The 16,341-nt window shown below is 55.6% G+C and carries 17 protein-coding genes; 11 read left to right on the top strand and 6 right to left on the bottom strand.

What is annotated here, in order from left to right; all coding sequences use genetic code 11:
- Positions 1-527 precede the first annotated feature (527 nt).
- The 8 genes from moaA (at position 528) to ACSQ3H_RS12000 (ending at position 7,028) form a co-directional block, all read left to right on the top strand.
- The gene (gene moaA, locus ACSQ3H_RS12035) at positions 528-1,517 is read left to right on the top strand and encodes a GTP 3',8-cyclase MoaA (RefSeq protein ID WP_436119428.1); all 990 of its coding nucleotides are present in this window, start codon (positions 528-530) and stop codon (positions 1,515-1,517) included.
- 99 nt (positions 1,518-1,616) lie between these two features.
- The gene (locus ACSQ3H_RS12030; RefSeq protein WP_436117282.1) at positions 1,617-2,537 is read left to right on the top strand and encodes a DMT family transporter; all 921 of its coding nucleotides are present in this window, start codon (positions 1,617-1,619) and stop codon (positions 2,535-2,537) included.
- Between the two features lie 2 nt (positions 2,538-2,539).
- Entirely contained in the window at positions 2,540-3,169 is a 630-nt protein-coding gene (gene mobA, locus ACSQ3H_RS12025) for a molybdenum cofactor guanylyltransferase MobA (RefSeq protein ID WP_436117281.1), read from the top strand.
- A complete protein-coding gene (gene mobB, locus ACSQ3H_RS12020) occupies positions 3,166-3,675 on the top strand; it encodes a molybdopterin-guanine dinucleotide biosynthesis protein B (RefSeq protein WP_436117280.1) in 510 nt (169 codons plus the stop codon). Before mobA ends, mobB begins: the two co-directional genes overlap by 4 nt.
- 236 nt (positions 3,676-3,911) lie before the next feature.
- A complete protein-coding gene (locus tag ACSQ3H_RS12015; RefSeq protein ID WP_436117279.1) occupies positions 3,912-4,703 on the top strand; it encodes an ABC transporter substrate-binding protein in 792 nt (263 codons plus the stop codon).
- A gap of 130 nt (positions 4,704-4,833) precedes the next feature.
- The gene (locus ACSQ3H_RS12010) at positions 4,834-5,544 is read left to right on the top strand and encodes an ABC transporter permease (protein WP_436117278.1); all 711 of its coding nucleotides are present in this window, start codon (positions 4,834-4,836) and stop codon (positions 5,542-5,544) included.
- Positions 5,544-6,380, top strand: coding sequence for an ABC transporter permease (locus ACSQ3H_RS12005; RefSeq protein WP_436117277.1), 837 nt, complete (start codon positions 5,544-5,546; stop codon positions 6,378-6,380). Before ACSQ3H_RS12010 ends, ACSQ3H_RS12005 begins: the two co-directional genes overlap by 1 nt.
- A 27-nt stretch (positions 6,381-6,407) precedes the next feature.
- Complete coding sequence (locus ACSQ3H_RS12000; protein ID WP_436117276.1) at positions 6,408-7,028, top strand: glutathione S-transferase family protein; 621 nt, start codon at positions 6,408-6,410, stop codon at positions 7,026-7,028.
- A gap of 4 nt (positions 7,029-7,032) precedes the next feature.
- On the opposite strand, the gene ACSQ3H_RS11995 is transcribed toward ACSQ3H_RS12000, so the two are convergent.
- The gene (locus ACSQ3H_RS11995) at positions 7,033-9,492 is read right to left on the bottom strand and encodes a penicillin acylase family protein (protein WP_436117275.1); all 2,460 of its coding nucleotides are present in this window, start codon (positions 9,490-9,492) and stop codon (positions 7,033-7,035) included.
- Between the two features lie 57 nt (positions 9,493-9,549).
- Here ACSQ3H_RS11995 and ACSQ3H_RS11990 point away from each other — a divergent pair, with 57 nt between their 5' ends.
- Positions 9,550-10,419 carry an NAD(P)-dependent oxidoreductase gene (locus ACSQ3H_RS11990; protein ID WP_436117274.1) on the top strand — a complete coding sequence of 290 codons (870 nt, stop codon included), beginning with the start codon at positions 9,550-9,552 and terminating at the stop codon, positions 10,417-10,419.
- A 29-nt stretch (positions 10,420-10,448) separates the two neighbouring features.
- Here the strand turns inward: ACSQ3H_RS11990 and ACSQ3H_RS11985 are convergent, their stop codons facing one another.
- The 4 genes from ACSQ3H_RS11985 to ACSQ3H_RS11970 all read right to left on the bottom strand — a co-directional run bounded on the left by ACSQ3H_RS11985 (position 10,449) and on the right by ACSQ3H_RS11970 (position 12,948).
- Positions 10,449-10,928 (bottom strand): Lrp/AsnC family transcriptional regulator, encoded by a 480-nt coding sequence (locus tag ACSQ3H_RS11985; RefSeq protein WP_112528551.1) that lies wholly within the window; start codon positions 10,926-10,928, stop codon positions 10,449-10,451.
- 206 nt (positions 10,929-11,134) lie between these two features.
- A complete protein-coding gene (locus ACSQ3H_RS11980; RefSeq protein WP_436117273.1) occupies positions 11,135-11,755 on the bottom strand; it encodes a uracil-DNA glycosylase family protein in 621 nt (206 codons plus the stop codon).
- Positions 11,756-11,767: 12 nt separating this feature from the next.
- On the bottom strand, positions 11,768-12,379 hold the full coding sequence (locus tag ACSQ3H_RS11975) for a glutathione S-transferase family protein (protein WP_436117272.1): 612 nt from the start codon (positions 12,377-12,379) through the stop codon (positions 11,768-11,770).
- Positions 12,376-12,948: a thermonuclease family protein gene (locus ACSQ3H_RS11970; RefSeq protein ID WP_436117271.1), complete on the bottom strand. Its 573-nt coding sequence runs from the start codon at positions 12,946-12,948 to the stop codon at positions 12,376-12,378. Before ACSQ3H_RS11970 ends, ACSQ3H_RS11975 begins: the two co-directional genes overlap by 4 nt.
- A 235-nt stretch (positions 12,949-13,183) precedes the next feature.
- Between ACSQ3H_RS11970 and ACSQ3H_RS11965 the strand changes: the two genes are divergently transcribed.
- Both ACSQ3H_RS11965 and ACSQ3H_RS11960 read left to right on the top strand, forming a co-directional pair.
- Complete coding sequence (locus tag ACSQ3H_RS11965) at positions 13,184-14,707, top strand: sensor histidine kinase (RefSeq protein WP_436117270.1); 1,524 nt, start codon at positions 13,184-13,186, stop codon at positions 14,705-14,707.
- Positions 14,708-14,798: 91 nt separating this feature from the next.
- Positions 14,799-15,245 (top strand): DoxX family protein, encoded by a 447-nt coding sequence (locus ACSQ3H_RS11960; RefSeq protein WP_436117269.1) that lies wholly within the window; start codon positions 14,799-14,801, stop codon positions 15,243-15,245.
- Between the two features lie 46 nt (positions 15,246-15,291).
- Here the strand turns inward: ACSQ3H_RS11960 and cobT are convergent, their stop codons facing one another.
- Positions 15,292-16,311, bottom strand: a complete 1,020-nt coding sequence (cobT, locus tag ACSQ3H_RS11955; RefSeq protein WP_436119427.1) for a nicotinate-nucleotide--dimethylbenzimidazole phosphoribosyltransferase — start codon at positions 16,309-16,311, stop codon at positions 15,292-15,294.
- Positions 16,312-16,341: the final 30 nt, after the last annotated feature.

Raw genomic sequence — 16,341 nt, 5'->3', positions numbered from 1 at the left:
GCGAACGCTCCTCATTTCCCTCTTCTGTAAGCACAGGCGCTGGAGGTCGCAAGCGGGCAAATGACGGCACTTGGAAATGTTGTGAAAAGTGATATGTTTCTGGAGTGAGGAGCGAGCTTTCGCCCGCCCCTCTTTCCTAGAAGTTGAATCGACCCGGATCGTGACTGACCAGCCAGTCCGGGTTCTTTTCATTTCCAGGGCGATACTAAACGGCAGATACCGCATAGTTCACCTCCAAGTTTCGAAAGCAAGGCCCGTTACCGCGGTTGAAGTGGCCCATCCTCTCCAATGCACCGGCTGGCTCAGCGCAGACTGTTTCGCTTTCGAACGGCCAATTGTCCGCTTTGTTCGATGCTGTCGGCAACAAACGCAGGGTTGAATAAAACTGCGTGCAAACGGCTCGGCGGTTGTCTCGAAAACGTGTGCGCCCGTGACTGGACAATTGGCAGCCGGCATCCTATCTCTTCTGTAGGAGGACGCTCTTGGACCACAAAGCATTGCTCGACACAACGGCACATCAGGCCCCCATGATCGACCCTTTCGGGCGAACGATCAGCTATTTGCGCGTATCTGTGACGGATCGGTGCGATTTCCGGTGCACCTATTGCATGTCGGAACATATGACGTTCCTGCCGAAAAAGGATCTCCTGACGCTTGAAGAACTGGATCGGCTGTGCACGGCTTTCATCGAAAAAGGTGTGAAAAAGCTGCGCCTTACCGGCGGCGAGCCGCTGGTTCGCAAGAATATCATACATTTGATCGGCGAGCTTTCGCGTCATCTGCAGTCGGGTGCACTTGAAGAGTTGACGCTCACCACAAACGGCTCGCAGCTGGCACGTTTTGCGCCTGAATTGGCTGGCCACGGCGTCAAGCGCATCAACGTTTCACTCGATACTCTGGATCCCGACAAATTCCGTGCCATTACCCGCTGGGGTGACTTCAACCAGGTCATGGAAGGCATCGAAGCTGCTCAAGAAGCCGGTATCAAGGTCAAGCTGAACGCAGTCGCCCTTAAGGGCTTCAACGATCACGAGATTCCAGAGATGATCCGCTGGGCCCATGGGCGCGGCATGGATCTGACCCTGATCGAAACCATGCCGATGGGCGAAATCGATCTCGATCGCACAGACCAGTACCTGCCGCTGTCGCTGCTTCGGGCCAAACTCAGCGAAGAATTCACCTTGAACGACATCGCCTACAAGACCGGCGGCCCTGCCCGCTATGTCGAGATCAAGGAAACCGGCGGGCGCGTCGGCTTCATCACGCCGATGACGCATAATTTCTGCGAAAGTTGCAACCGTGTACGTCTGACTTGCACCGGCACGCTTTACATGTGCCTGGGCCAGGAAGACGCGGCTGATCTGCGCGAACCTTTGCGCGCGTCAGAGGGCAATGAACTTCTGAACAATGCCATTGACGAAGCAATCGGCCGCAAGCCGAAGGGCCATGATTTCATCATCGACCGCCGTCACAATCGCCCTGCCGTCTCTCGCCATATGAGCGTCACAGGCGGCTAAGCCTCTCCTAACATTCCGGATGCACTGAGCAGCGCAGGTTGATATATCGACCGAAGCGATTCTGGAGGAGAATCGCGTCCTCATTCGGAAATGACCATCTTGGCGCTATCTCCCAATTTGCGTGGCAGTCTTTTCATGGCCATCGGCATGGCAAGCTTCACTTTCAATGACGCGACGGTCAAGTTCGTTGCGGAAGACATGAATATGGGTCAGGTCATGCTGGTACGCAGCACGATTTCGACGGTACTGATCCTCGCACTCGCCTGGCACAAGGGCATGCTGGTTCCGCTCCGTGAAGCCCTGCATAAAATGACCATCTTGCGGGTCATCGGCGAAGTGGTCGGCACGGTGAGCTTTCTTGTCGCTCTGGTTCACGTGCCCCTTGCATTGACCTCGGCAATTCTGCAGGCCCTGCCCCTGGTGGTGACCCTCGGAGCTGCGCTGTTCTTCGGTGAACCGGTTGGCTGGCGGCGTTGGATTGCAATCATTGTCGGCTTCATCGGCGTACTCATAATCGTCCGGCCGAGCCACAACGGTGTCAGTCCATACATTCTTCTGATCGTGGTCACGGTGATTTTTGCTTCAATGCGTGATCTCGCGACGCGCAAGGTCCCAAGGACTATTCCAGTACTGATGATCTCCGCACTGACCTCCATAGGTGTCGGCCTCGCCGGGATAGGCATGATCGGTCCGCTTGGTGGATGGACGCCCATGTCATTGACAAACACGTTGCTTCTGACGCTTGCGGCCTGTTGCGTCATGGTCGCGTATCATTTCATCATTCTGGCCATGCGAGAAGGCGAAATAGCCTTTGTTGCTCCATTTCGTTACACCAGCCTTATCTGGGCGATCCTGCTCGGATTTTTGTTTTTCGGCGACCTGCCGGATGTCCCGATGATCGTCGGTTCCATCATCGTGATTGGCAGCGGGCTCTATACGCTTTACCGTGAGCGCATTGTCGGCCGCTTGAAACCGGTCGCAACCACGACAGCGGCGGCAACGTCACCTGATGGAGTATAGACGTGCGAATTGCGGGTATAATACTGGCTGGCGGACAATCGCGACGGATGGATGGGGTGGACAAGGCCCTGCTGCCATTTGGCGACCGGCGCGTGATCGATCATGTCTATGCGCGTCTGTCACGTCAGATCGAGCCAGTGGCGTTGAACAGCAATAACGAGCCGGTGCTCTTTGCGGATTTGCCAGTTCCTGTGATCCCAGACGACATTGACGGGTTTGCCGGTCCCCTTGCCGGCGTTCTGGCTGCAATGGAGTGGGCGAACAATCAGGCGCTTCCGTTTACCCACATTGTGACCGTGGCGACGGACACGCCATTCTTTCCCGACGATCTGGTTCATACGCTTCGCCACGCCGTCGCCGATACTGCGGGACATATCGGAGTCGCGGCTTCGGGAAACAGGCTGCACCCGGTTTTCGGCCTCTGGCCAGTTTTCCTCAAGAGCGATCTTCGCCGCTGGCTGAGCGATGAGAAGAACCGCCGCGTTGTTGCCTGGATCGAAGGGCATCCGCACAAGATTGCAGAATTTCCCATTGTGACGACGCAATCCGGCGCATCCTTCGACCCGTTTTTCAACATCAATACACCCGAGGATATTGCCGAGGCGCGGCAAAGATGGAACGCCATACCATGACGCATCGCATATTCGGGATAACCGGATGGAAAAACTCGGGAAAAACCACGTTGACCGTCAAACTCGTCGGCGAATTGACACGCCGGGGCTGGAAAGTTTCAACTGTGAAGCACGCCCATCATGATTTCGACATCGACAAGGAGGGAACGGATTCCTACCGCCACCGCAAAGCAGGCGCTGGCGAAGTGGCAATTGTCTCGGATCGCCGCTGGGCATTGATGCATGAACTGGCCAATGAAAGCGAGCCAACGCTGGCTGATATCGTTGCTCGTTTTGCAGCCTGCGACCTTGTCCTCGTCGAGGGCTACAAACGCGAAAGCCACAAGAAGATCGAAACGCGCCGGACGGAAGGCAGGTCAGGGGAACGATTGACGACAGGCGATCCAACTATCGTTGCAATCGCCAGCGACTACCCCATCCTGGACGAGAACGTGCCCGTCTACGAACTTGATGATGTTGCTGCCTTGGCCGATTTGATCGAACGCGAAACAAGCCTTTCCCGGTAGACGCGTCAGAAAATGACGTTTCAACCAACACGCGCGCAACAAAAGTATAAGGTCCAAAATAATTATGTGATTTTGACCGTCAGATTTGTTTGACGACGCACGATTCCCGGTTGCAATTAAAAGAAAACTAGTGGGAATATCCATGTCAGGAGCAGTGACGTAAACTGCGACCTTGCCCGGAAGGCTGTCCAAAAGAATAGGGGAACAGCCGGGCCGTAAAAGAGAGGTTCAAATAAATGCGTATCATTAAGCGTCTCGCACTCGCGATTTCCGCTGCAGCTCTAGCCTTTTCCATGGGCGCGGCGCACGCGGAGGACGCACTGAAACTGACAATCGCGTCCGAAGGAGCTTACCCGCCCTTCAATAATCTCACCCCGGGTGGCAAGTTGGAGGGCTTCGACATCGACATCGGCAACGCGCTGTGCGCAGAAATGAAGGCCGAATGCACTTGGGTATCCCAGGATTGGGACGGCATGATTCCAGCACTACAGGCCGGAAAGTTCGATGCGATCATCGCGTCCATGTCGATTACGCCCGAACGTCTGGAAAAAGTCGACTTCTCCAAGAAGTACTACAATACGCCCCCCGCCATTGCCGTGCCGAAAGATTCCAACGTCAAGGACATCACACCAGAAGCCCTGAAGGGCAAAACTCTCGGTGTGCAAGGATCGACCAGCCATTCGAACTACGCCCAAGCCAAATATAGCGGCTCGGAAATCAAGATGTACCCGACGTCTGATGAGTACAAACTTGATATCGCCAATGGCCGCATCGATGCCGTGATGGACGATGTGGTCGTTCTCGGCCAGTGGCTCGATAGCGACGCTGGCTCATGCTGCAAGCTGCTTGGCACGATTACGCCTGATCCCGCGATCCACGGCCCAGGCGCCGGTGTGACAGTGAAAAAGGGCAATGCCGCTCTGGCAGACAAGTTCACCGCAGCCATTGCAGCGATCCGCGCGAACGGAAAGTATAAGGAAATCAACGATAAGTACTTCAAGATCGACGTTTATGGCGGCGAGGATTGAGCCCAACGCGCTGAATTGATAAGAAATGTGGATGGCGGTCAAGCCGCCATCCACGGCTTTGGTTTCAAAAATGACGGGTAGGCTCGAAAAAGAGCCATTGGGGAACAGCCCGCAAATATGAAAGTTGCCTATGGAAGGCTCAATAGCGTTACTGGGTTTTGGCGAGGGCGGTTGGGGTCCGAGCATTGCAAGCGGCGTTCTGGTAACGGTCAGTCTGGCGCTCGCCACGCTACCGGTCGGGTTGGTGATCGGCTTCTTCGTCGCTCTCGGCAAGCAATCGCCCGAACGTTCCGTCAAGCTTGCTGCAAACATGTACACGACGATTTTTCGCGGTTTGCCTGAGCTGCTCACCTTGTTCGTGGTCTATTTCGGCGCGCAGATCGGCATTCAGAAGCTGGGTCAACTGCTTGGCTACGAAGGCACGCTCGAGATCAATTCATTCATCGCCGGGATGTTCGCGCTGGGGGTCGTATTTTCATCCTATGCCAGCGAAGTCTTTCTCTCGTCGTTCCGCGCCATACCGAAAGGCCAGTATGAGGGCGGCTACGCCATTGGTCTTTCCAACGGTCAGACGATGCGCATGGTTATCCTGCCGCAATTGATCCGCATCGCACTGCCGGGACTCGCCAATCTCTGGATGATCCTGCTCAAGGACACAGCTCTCGTTTCCGCTATCGGGCTTGCCGACATATTGCGCCAGACAGGCGTCGCTGCCCGCGTCACGAAGCACGCATTTTTGTTTTTTGGCACGGCCTGCATGATCTATCTCGTGCTCGCCATTCTTTCATCCTTTGTTATCGACGCGATCGAACGCTCATCAGCCAAGAGCGGGGTAAAGTGATGACGGAAAGCTTCATCAATGCACGGCCCGCAACGGTTATGCGCCCGCCCGCACCGCCCAAAAAATGGACTAGAGGTCGAGTTGTCGGCCATCTGCTTGTGGGTCTTTGGACGGCCCTTCTGATCGGACTGCTCGTCTATCTCTACAGCGCCTGGAACATAGAACTCATTCAGAAGTACGGCCCCACATATCTCGCTGGCCTCAAGACCACGATCGGTCTTGTCGGCTCCTCAATCCTTCTCGGTGCGTTGATTTCGATACCGGTAGCCCTAGGCCGGATGAGCAAGAACCCCATCGCTTCATCCATTGCCTATGCCTATGTCTATTTTTTCCGCGGAACACCTCTGATCGCGCAAGTTTTTTTATTCTACTACGGCCTCGGCTCGTTTAAGCCACAGCTCGAATCTGTCGGGTTGTGGGTATTCTTCCGCGAAGCCTGGTACTGTGCCCTGCTGGCGTTCGCCCTGAATACGGCAGCCTATCAGGCTGAGATACTGCGCGGTGCAATCCGTAGCGTTCCGCTTGGACAATGGGAAGGAGCGGCATCGCTTGGCGTTTCCAAATTCGTTACGTTCTGGAAGGTTATCCTGCCGCAAGCCCTGATCGTCGCTTTGCGGCCCTACGGCAACGAGATCATTCTGATGATCAAGGGCTCGGCCATCGTGGCCTTGATTACTGTCTACGATCTCATGGGTTACACAAGGCTTGCCTATTCGAGGACCTTTGATTTCCAGGCCTATCTCTGGGCTGCGATTATTTATCTGATTTTGGTGGAAATCCTGCGGCATATCTGGGATTGGTTGGAGCGTCGCATCACGCGCCATCTCATACGCTGAGATCAAACCCATCGAAGAGAATCCACCATGCTAAAAATCTGGGGCCGGACAAACTCGACCAACGTCAAGAAAGCGCTTTGGGCGGTCGAGGAAGTCGGCGTTCCATACGAGAACATTCCTGCTGGCGGCGCCTATGGCGTCGTGTCCGATCCTGCTTATCGCGCCATGAACCCGAATGGGTTGGTGCCGACGCTAGAAGACGAGGATCTGGTGCTCTGGGAAAGCAACACGATCGTTCGCTACCTAGCAGCCCAATATGGTCAATCAACGCTCTACATCGACGATGCGGCGACGCGGGCGAAAGCCGAAAGTTGGATGGATTGGGCAACGTCCACGCTTGCAGGCCCGTTCCGTGATGTCTTCTGGAACGTTGTGCGCCTGACACCCGACAAACAGGATCATGCAGCCAAGGGAAAGGGCATTCAGGACTGCAGCAGGCTGTTTGCCATTGTTGATGCTACACTTGCCTCGCAGCCCTACCTGTCCGGCGAGAAATTCGGCGTGGGCGATATTCCGCTTGGTTGCTTCACCTACGCCTGGTTCGAAATGCCGATTGAGCGCCCGCACCATCCTCATCTTGAAGCTTGGTATGAACGCTTGAAAGAGCGGCCCGCCTACCAGAAGACAGTGATGACCGCCCTGACCTGAGAAATCATTCTTTCGGCTTCAGACGCCACACGCCAAGCAAGCCTTCCTGATAGGTTCGCTCGTCGGTGGGAATGGTAATCGCCTCGATATCGGCCCACTTCGGAGCAAAATCGCGATAATTGGATGAGAACACGTTTCCTGACTGGCCGGTCGTCTGGATATAGGTCGAGCGATTGAGATCGGCGAGATCGAACAGCCCACGATAGCTGGTACCGTGGGTAACCCGAAACGGATTGCTTTCGTCCATAAATGACGACTTGCCGCGATCGAGAGTATAGGCACCACCCGATGTGGGCACGGTAACGTTGAAAAGCTGGTCGAGCGGACTGACCTGCGCAAATGGGCGATGCGCCCCGTAGGCATAGTGCAGCGTGCCCCAGTTCCATTTTGAGCGATCCGAGCCCAGGCGTGTATTGAGGTCTTTGATCGCATCGGCGAGTGACAAAGCCAGGATATCGCCGCAACTCTCTTTCTCCGGCGTGCGACCATCATCGCACCAATCGCGAGCGGGATTTGGTCCAAGCCAGCGCAGCATGGCATCGATATGTCCTTGCCAGTAGGAGGGGAAAGCCTCGCCAAGATCGTCTTCAAGAATTCGCTTCGTCGCCATCCTTAGCCAGGCGTTGAATAAAAGCGGCTCGATGCGCGTACGGTCCTCGACAAAATCCCACGTCTGCAACTGCTTGATGACATCGAGGTCCACACCACTTCGGCCATCGACCAGTTTGAGCATGACCGGAGCCAGGGCCGCGTAGGCATTCTCCAAGGCGTCACCTTGAGCCTTGCCATTGGTTTCAAGCGTTTGTTGGTTCGCACCATAGATCAGTGTCTTGATCCGTTCGAAACGCCAAGGCTCGTCCCAATCGAATGTCAGGAAATGCGGATAACTCGCATCAACTATCTTCGTATTGGCCGTCGCCAACACGTTGTCTGCGGGATTATAGATACGCGGCAACTGCTCGTAGGGAATAAAGCCCTTCCAGTCATAGATCGCGTCCCAGCCCGGCGAAGGAGCTCGCCCCATGATCTGGTTGGCCGGGTCGCGCACCGGCACCCTGCCCGGCGCGATCAGACCAATATTTCCATCGACATCGGCAATCACGATAGACTGCATCGGCGTCACGAAATCGCGCATACCGTTCTGAAAATCCGAGACGCTGGCGAAGTCCCAAAGCTTCAAGCCGGCAGAGATCGTCTTGTCGTCGCCAGCCAAAGCAGTCCACGAGAGGGCCGCAACGGTACCATCCGGCAGATAATGGTCCACCCCGCGGTAGTCGGCAGGCAAGACCGGACCGTGACGTGTGACCTGGCGGTCGAAGTTGACGGTGTCCCCGCCCTTGACCTTGATTGCCACGTTCTTCTTTTCAAACGGCTGAAAACCCTGGGGTGTCTGATATTCGTTTGGATTGGCGGGATTGATCCTCTCGACGAAGATGTCTTGAACATCGGAACCAGTATTTGTGAACCCCCACGCGACCTTGTCGTTGCGTCCAAGCAAGACAAGCGGCGCTCCCGGCAAGGTCACACCGACGAGGTTCTTCGATGAACCGTCGCTGTTCTTGACCTGAAGATGCGCCAGATACCAGATGCCCGGCGCGGTCAACCCAAGATGAGGATCATTGGCGAGGATCGGCTTGCCGGTCTCGGTCCGGGCGCCGCCAACCACCCAATTGTTCGAGGCGCCGGTGGACATGATGTCGTTCAACAGGGCAAACTGTTTTTCGGCCTCAACTACCCCGGCTTTGAGTGTGCCGCTTGGTAACCCGAGAACCTGACGCAGGTCCGGTAACGGTGGCGGCGTATCACCCGGCACCGGCGGTAGCAAATCGATGATTTCCGCATCGGTCATGCCAAGGCGGGCAAACTTCAATCTCAAGACTTCGTCATCGATGTTGGCGGCGAGCGTCACGGACATCAGTTTCAGCGTCACGATCACATCGACGGGAGTCCATTTTTCAGGTGAATGGCCAAGGATAACGAATTCCGGCGAATATTTGGAGCCGAAGGTCGGCCCTGCGCCGGCAATAAACGCATTGATTCCCTGCACATAGGCGTCGATCTTCTTCCGGTCTGACTCATCGAGCGACGCGAGGGAGCTTTGGGCGGATTCATAGAGTCCGATCGAGCGGATGAAGCGGTCAGTGGAGATGGTCTTGTCGCCAAAAAGCTCGGACAGACGTCCCTGCCCGGCCATGCGATTTATTTCCATTTGCCAGAGACGTTCCTGCGCATGGACAAAGCCAAGAGCGGTTAGAACGTCTTCGACCGAGTCACCGCTGATATGCGGGACGGCATTCTTGTCGCGTGTGACCGTGACCGGCGCGGACAAGCCCGCAAGAACCATCTCCCCGGTTGCGGGAGCTACCGAGCGTGCGAGCCAGACGTAACCGAGAACGGCGCCGAGCAATGCGATGGGGATGAGGGAGAAAACAATCCACAATAGGCCTTTGATGATCCGCCGCATTGTCCTAACGTCCCCCGATACTCAACACATGGCCTATCTGACAGAGGAAACTAGGGAATGGCAACAGTCGCTTTTATTGGTCTTGGCGTCATGGGATACCCGATGGCGGGTCATTTGAAATCGCGGGGCGGCCATGACGTTACGGTTTTCAATCGCAGCAGCGAGAAGGCGAGGAAATGGGCCGAGCAATTTGGTGGCGCCCATGCCCCAACGCCAAAACAAGCTGCGGCGGACAAGGATTTCGTCTTCTCCTGTGTCGGCAATGATGACGATCTGCGCTCGGTGACGATTGGTGAAAACGGCGCTTTTCATTCGATGAAGAAAGGGGCGATTTTCATCGACAACACGACGGCATCAGCCGAAGTTGCTCGGGAACTCGACGCGGAAGCGCGCAAACGTGGCTTCCACTTTCTCGATGCTCCAGTATCCGGCGGTCAGGCGGGCGCGGAAAATGGCGCCCTCACCGTCATGGTTGGCGGCGAGCAGGATGCATTCGACAAGGCAAAGCCGGTCATCGAATCCTTCGCCAAGATGGTTGGTCTGATGGGGCCGGTCGGTGCCGGACAATTGACCAAGATGATCAATCAGATCTGCATTGCCGGACTTGTCCAGGGCCTTGCTGAAGGCATTCATTTCGGCAAGAAAGCCGGTCTCGATATCGAAAAAGTCATCGAGGTGATTTCGAAAGGCGCCGCCGGCTCATGGCAGATGGAAAACCGCCACAAGACGATGAATGCCGGAAAGTATGATTTCGGCTTTGCGGTGGACTGGATGCGCAAGGACCTCGGTATCTGTCTTGCGGAAGCCGACCGTAACAATGCCAAATTGCCTGTGACTGCATTGATCGATCAGTTCTACAAGGATGTGCAGGTCATGGGCGGCAAGCGCTGGGATACTTCATCCCTGCTGGCGCGACTGGAGAAATAATCCAATCGCGCAGGTTCGAACTGAAAAACTCAGTTCGATTCTTTCTCGATGCTCATGTAATCGAGCGGCAATTCGGTGGTGTATTTGATCTGTTCCATGGCGAACGCAGACGATACATCCCGAATGTCGATCTTGCTGATCAACCGCTTGTAGACCGCATCATAGGCAGCGATATCCGGCACGACGACGCGCAGGAGGTAGTCGACATCGCCGCTCATGCGATAGAATTCAACCACTTCCGGGAATTCCTGCACAACTTCGGAGAAGCGCTTCAGCCACTCATTGCTGTGCGACCCGGTGCGGATAGAGACGAAAACCGTGACGCGTGTATTGACGCGAACAGGGTCGAGGATAGCGACACGGCGCTGAATCACGCCATCCTCTTCCAGCTTCTGGATGCGACGCCAGCAAGGCGTTGTCGAAAGCCCGACTTTCTTGGCGACATCTGCTACGGCAAGCGTTGCATCCTCTTGCAGGAGGCGAAGAATCTTTCGGTCGAGTCTGTCCATGTTTGCTATCCTTTTACTGCGCCGCGCGTCCTTTGGACGCGCAAAGGACGCAGTAACACTTTGAATCGACGCATAATCCCTTCCAAAACCGATTCCGATTTTGGGGTTATGCGTTGGAATGGGATACTTTATGGTCTGATAATCTGGCAGCGTACAAGAAAATTATTCTAAACTTCTCAAATTCGGAAAAAATTTCATTCTGAAAGCTATGAAGTTAGAATTCTGACCTTCTCTTTAAGCAAGGGGAGAACGTCCTGCGCGAACCACGGATTCTTTTTCAACCAAGAGCTGTTGCGCCAGGAGGGGTGCGGCAGTGGTAGAATTGACGGGCCCGATTCTGGCTCGAAGTAATCGCGCCAGTTCAACACCGTTTCGGTCATGTTGGTGCGGCGGCGGCTTCCGAGATGATAGGCCTGCGCATATTGGCCGATCGTCAGGACAAGTTTGATCTGCGGCATGGACCGAAACACACGGTCGTGCCACGTTTCGCGGCATTCACGCCGAGGGGGAAGATCGCTGCCATGCGCGTCATAGCCCGGAAAGCAAAAGCCCATCGGGACAATGGCGAACTTGTCCGGATCGTAGAATGTTTCGCGATCAACGCCGAGCCAATCACGCAGTCGGACGCCGGACGGATCATTGAACGGCAAGCCGGTGTTATGCACGCGAATGCCCGGCGCCTGCCCGCATATGACGATGCGTGCCGTTGACGAGAGCACGCACACCGGATTGGGTTCATCTGGCAGAGGCACGCCATACCGCGGGGCGTCCCGGCATATCCGGCACGCCTTGATTTGCGATGACAAGGTATCAAGTAATGGCGGCAAGTCGCTCAAATCTCACGCTTTGGCGCTGGGGCGGCTCGACACTGCATCGTGCCAGCGGCGGAGGTTACTCAGCTCTTCAGGCATTTGGATCCTGGCGAGTTTTAGAAAGTCGATCGACACAAGCAGCGTGATATCGGCAATCGAAAAGTCGTTGCCGGCTATAAATTCATTCGTTTCGAGTTGACGATCCATGATTCTCATCGAAGCCAGCGCCTTGGGCCGGTTCGCCTCGCCCCAAGCGGGGATTTGCGGAACCTCCCATTCGACCATCGCCGGGTGCGTATGCCGGAATGCCGCCATCACTACTGTGAGCAGGTGAAGGTCCGCGCGACGGTTCCACATTTCAACCTGCGCCTTGCCGATGGCGCCGGTGCCGAACAAAGGCGGATCCGGATATAGCTCCTCGAAGTAACGAGAAATCGCTACGGATTCACTGATGACCGTGCCATCGTCGAGCTCAAGCGCTGGCAGGCGCTGGAATGGATTGAGCGCTGTAAACTCGGGCGTCTTGTGTTCCATGGCGGTCATGTCAATTGGTATCAAGGGCACCTCGACACCTTTTTCTGCAAGGAAAATGCGAATACGGCGCGGATTGGGCGCGCGCCCTCCATCGTAAAGTTTCACCAGAGTCCTCCCACTAAGCCAATGATCCAGCCGACGAATTGGTCAATCAGGTCCGCGGCACGGTTGGATTGCGGTTGCGTTTGCGGCGCTTCCGGCACCTGCTCGTGCTCCCTGCGCCAATCCTGCGGTGTCTCAAATACTCCGGACCATAGACCTTTTTTGTCCCTTCGGGCTTGCAATTCCACATCACGATAATCGCCATAAGCGATCGCCTGTCCAGCCTCAACCATTGCACGATTAAGATTTGTCTCCCCAACAAAACAGATGGCGAGGCTACGACTGTACTTATCGTGACCGTTCCCTTCGCAACGGACCGGTCTGCCCTGAATCAGCCTTATCAATGTCTGCCTGGATACTTGTCCGCAGGCATTGGCTCCACAATTCTGGTTGAGTTCAGGAGCATCAATGCCTTCGAGACGAATGTGGTTCCCGGAAATTGAAAGCGTATCGCCGTCGATGACATAGGCTTTGCCCGCCAGCAACTGCGTAGGGGCTTTGGGTTGGCTGAGTTTTGCCACCAGCAGGGCGACAAGCACAAAGAAGATCACCATCAGGCTGTAATCCAGCACTTTGCGCCCAAATGAACGCGGTGCCGGCGGCGTGCGACGCCATCTATGGCGATAACTGCGGTACCCTCTGCTCATAGTCGTTTCATCGGAAAAAGAAGGTTCATATACGCCCTTGGAGCTAATCCGATTGATTGCATTCTCTGCATTGGTTTGATGGTGTGTTAATCATTTGTGAATAGGCTTGCGATGCAATGCTGCCACAAGTGCAGATCTATAGCCATCTGGAACGAGGCGCATGGCATCACTCGACGCGACAAGTGCAGACAAGAATATTGTTGATCGCCGCAAATTGCCGCGCAACAAGGATCTCACTGTCGTCATGCGCGGAGCGCGTGACCGCCTGATGGAGCGCGCAGGTATCCATCATTTCGATCGCGAACTGCTCTTCATGCATACGCGTGCGTTGATCATCAACTCAGCGACTATCCCACTTTTAATAGCCATGATTGTCGTCATAGGCGTGTTCACCGGCTTCGACAGAACGATCGTCTTGTGGGCAGGCTTCGCCATCGGACTTTATGCCATTCTGGGGCTTCTGGCACGCCACCTGGAAAAAACAGGCCTGGCCAACGAGGAAATCCGGAGATGGCAAATGATCTATCTGGGCGGTCATTTCATGACCAGTCTTGGATGGGCCTACTTCACCTTCCTCGATTGCACAGCCTGTGGCACCAATCTGTTTCCAGTGATCAAGGCCGTAGTCATTATCTTGGTGATGGCCATTACCGCGATTATTTCCTCGGCATTGCGTGCAGCCATTCTGGCGGCATTTACCTTGCCCGTCCTGAGCTACACATTGCTGGCGTGGAAGCATTTCGACAATCCGGTGCAGGCAACGATGGTAATCATGCTGATCGCCGGACTCGCCTTTTTCTATCTGGTTGCAACGCGGCTCAATCAATCCGTCGCAATCACCTTGGCATTGCAGGCCGAAAAAGATGCGCTGATCGCCGAACTCGAAACGGCGAACGCTATGTCCGACGAAGGCAGACGGCGTGCGGAGGAAGCCAATCTCGCCAAGTCGCGCTTTCTTGCTTCCATGAGCCATGAATTGCGCACGCCCCTCAACGCCATCCTTGGTTTCTCGGAGGTCATGGCCAAGGAAGTGCTTGGGCCGATCCAGAACGGGACGTACCGCGAATACGCCAGCGACATTCATGCTTCTGGCGAACATCTGCTCAATCTCATCAATGAGATACTCGATCTGAGCCGAATCGAGGCCGGTCGATACTCGATCAATGATGAGCCGCTGTTGCTGACCGACATTGCCAGCGAATGTATTCATATGATGAATTTGAAGGCCCGCAACAAGGATATCGCCCTTATACCGCAGTTCGAGAACGAAATGCTGCGCCTCAAGGCTGACGAGCGCTCGATTCGCCAAATATTGCTTAATCTCATGGCCAACGCGGTCAAGTTCACGCCGCCAAACGGCAAGATCTACGTCAAAGTGGGCTGGACTGCGGGAGGCGGGCAGTACATTTCCGTTCGCGACACCGGACCCGGAATTCCGCCGGAAGAGATCCCCGTTGTTCTTTCAGCTTTCGGTCAAGGATCGATTGCAATCAAAAATGCCGAACAGGGAACTGGTCTCGGTCTTCCCATCGTACAGGCACTCGTTCATGTCCATGATGGAGAATTCCATCTGTTCTCCAAGCTACGCGAAGGCACGGAAGCATTGGCGACCTTCCCGCGCAGCCGTGTCCTTCAGGGCACCCAGTCAAAGCACAACAAGCCTCTCCAGAAAAAAGCTGCCTAGAATACTCAAGTTCAATTTATTGTTATTTGCTCGTCGGTGAGCGGCCCTGCATTGCTCATGGCAGCGCAACAATGAACGGGAACATTTCTCAATGAATTCAAACGGCAATAACCGTCCTTTGATCATCCCCGCTCTTGGTGGCATCTATGCCGCTTTGGGCCAAGTCTCGGAAACAATCCTACGAGTTGTCGCCGGTGCCGCACTCGTCGTGCACGGGTCGGGCAAGATCGTCAATCCGATGGGCTCGGTGGAAATGGTCGAAGGCCTCGGCTTCTACCCGGGCGTGTTCTGGTCGCCGCTTCTCGCCGCAACCGAGTTCTTTGGTGGCATTCTACTTACCATTGGCCTGCTCACACGCCCTGCAGCGTTCGCGACGGCAATCGTGCTTGCAGTCACCATATATTTCCACGGCTTCGTGCAGGGGCAAGGCTGGAGCGGTTCGGAGAAGTCGATCCGATGGACGGCAATCCTCCTTTTCTTCGTCATTCGTGGCGCAAGCAACCACTCCGTCGACGCCAGGATCGGCAAAGAGTTTTAAACTCTTATCACTTGAAAAAGGGCCTGCTTTCGCAGGCCTTTTCTATTCAGTCGCGATTGCTGACGCCGGCCTGATCGAATGTCGCCATACCGCTATGGCAGAGCGCAGCTGCCTTGACGATGCCCGCCGCAAGTGCCGCGCCGGTGCCCTCGCCGAGCCGCATTCCAAGGTCGAGCAATGGCTTTTTTCCAAGCTTCTCCAGAACCTTGCGATGGCCCGGCTCCGCTGAGACATGGCCGAACAGGCAGTGGTCGATCGCTTCCGGATTCGCGGCATGCAGGATCGCCGCAGCGGCGGTGGCGACATAGCCGTCGATGATCACCGGAATTTTTTCGACGCGTGTCGCAAGAATAGCGCCAGCCATCGCCGCGATTTCACGGCCGCCGAGGCGTCGCAGCACTTCGAGCGGATCTTTCAAATGCGAAGCGTGGAGTGCGACTGCTGTGCGCACAGCATCGGCCTTGCGCTTCATTCCCTCGCTGTTGGCACCGGTGCCTGGACCAACCCATTCCTCCGCAGTACCGCCATAGAGGCCATGGAAAATCGCGGCGGCAATCGTCGTATTGCCAATCCCCATCTCGCCGATGCAGAGAAGGTCAGTACCGCCAGCGATCGATTCCATGCCGAACGCCATGGTCGCTGCGCAGGTCTTTTCGTCCATGGCTGCCTCTTCGGTGATATCGGCAGTCGGATACTCAAGCGCGAGATCGAAGATTTTCAGCCCGAGATCATTGGCGATGCAGATCTGGTTGATCGCAGCGCCGCCTGCAGCGAAATTTTCGACCATCTGCGCCGTGACAGAGGATGGATATGGCGAAACGCCCTTGGCGGTAACGCCATGATTGCCTGCAAAAACCGCCACCAGTGGCCGCGTTATCTGCGGGCGCGAACGCCCGGTCCATGCGGCAAGCCATTCGACAATCTCTTCCATCCGTCCAAGTGCTCCCGGCGGCTTGGTCAGTGTGGCGTCGCGCTTGCGCACAGCGGCAACAGCGGCCTCGTCCGGTCCGGGCAATGTCTCGATGAGTGTGCGGAAATCGTCAAATGGCAAGCCGGTGGTCATGATATCCCCTGCGATCAAGTCTTCATGGCAAAT

The sequence above is a fragment of the Phyllobacterium sp. LjRoot231 genome, assembly GCF_964253365.1.
Classification (GTDB): Bacteria; Pseudomonadota; Alphaproteobacteria; order Rhizobiales; family Rhizobiaceae; genus Phyllobacterium.
This window is presented reverse-complemented; position numbering and strand designations above follow the sequence as displayed.

Bases quoted from the DNA above. Each gene is read 5' to 3' on its own strand.
- moaA (WP_436119428.1), top strand. From the start codon at position 528: ATGATCGACCCTTTCGGGCGAACGATCAGCTATTTGCGCGTATCTGTG.
- mobB (WP_436117280.1), top strand. From the start codon at position 3,166: ATGACGCATCGCATATTCGGGATAACCGGATGGAAAAACTCGGGAAAA.
- ACSQ3H_RS12015 (WP_436117279.1), top strand. From the start codon at position 3,912: ATGCGTATCATTAAGCGTCTCGCACTCGCGATTTCCGCTGCAGCTCTA.
- ACSQ3H_RS12010 (WP_436117278.1), top strand. From the start codon at position 4,834: ATGGAAGGCTCAATAGCGTTACTGGGTTTTGGCGAGGGCGGTTGGGGT.
- ACSQ3H_RS12005 (WP_436117277.1), top strand. From the start codon at position 5,544: ATGACGGAAAGCTTCATCAATGCACGGCCCGCAACGGTTATGCGCCCG.
- ACSQ3H_RS12000 (WP_436117276.1), top strand. From the start codon at position 6,408: ATGCTAAAAATCTGGGGCCGGACAAACTCGACCAACGTCAAGAAAGCG.
- ACSQ3H_RS11995 (WP_436117275.1), bottom strand. From the start codon at position 9,492: ATGCGGCGGATCATCAAAGGCCTATTGTGGATTGTTTTCTCCCTCATC.
- ACSQ3H_RS11990 (WP_436117274.1), top strand. From the start codon at position 9,550: ATGGCAACAGTCGCTTTTATTGGTCTTGGCGTCATGGGATACCCGATG.
- ACSQ3H_RS11985 (WP_112528551.1), bottom strand. From the start codon at position 10,928: ATGGACAGACTCGACCGAAAGATTCTTCGCCTCCTGCAAGAGGATGCA.
- ACSQ3H_RS11965 (WP_436117270.1), top strand. From the start codon at position 13,184: ATGGCATCACTCGACGCGACAAGTGCAGACAAGAATATTGTTGATCGC.
- ACSQ3H_RS11960 (WP_436117269.1), top strand. From the start codon at position 14,799: ATGAATTCAAACGGCAATAACCGTCCTTTGATCATCCCCGCTCTTGGT.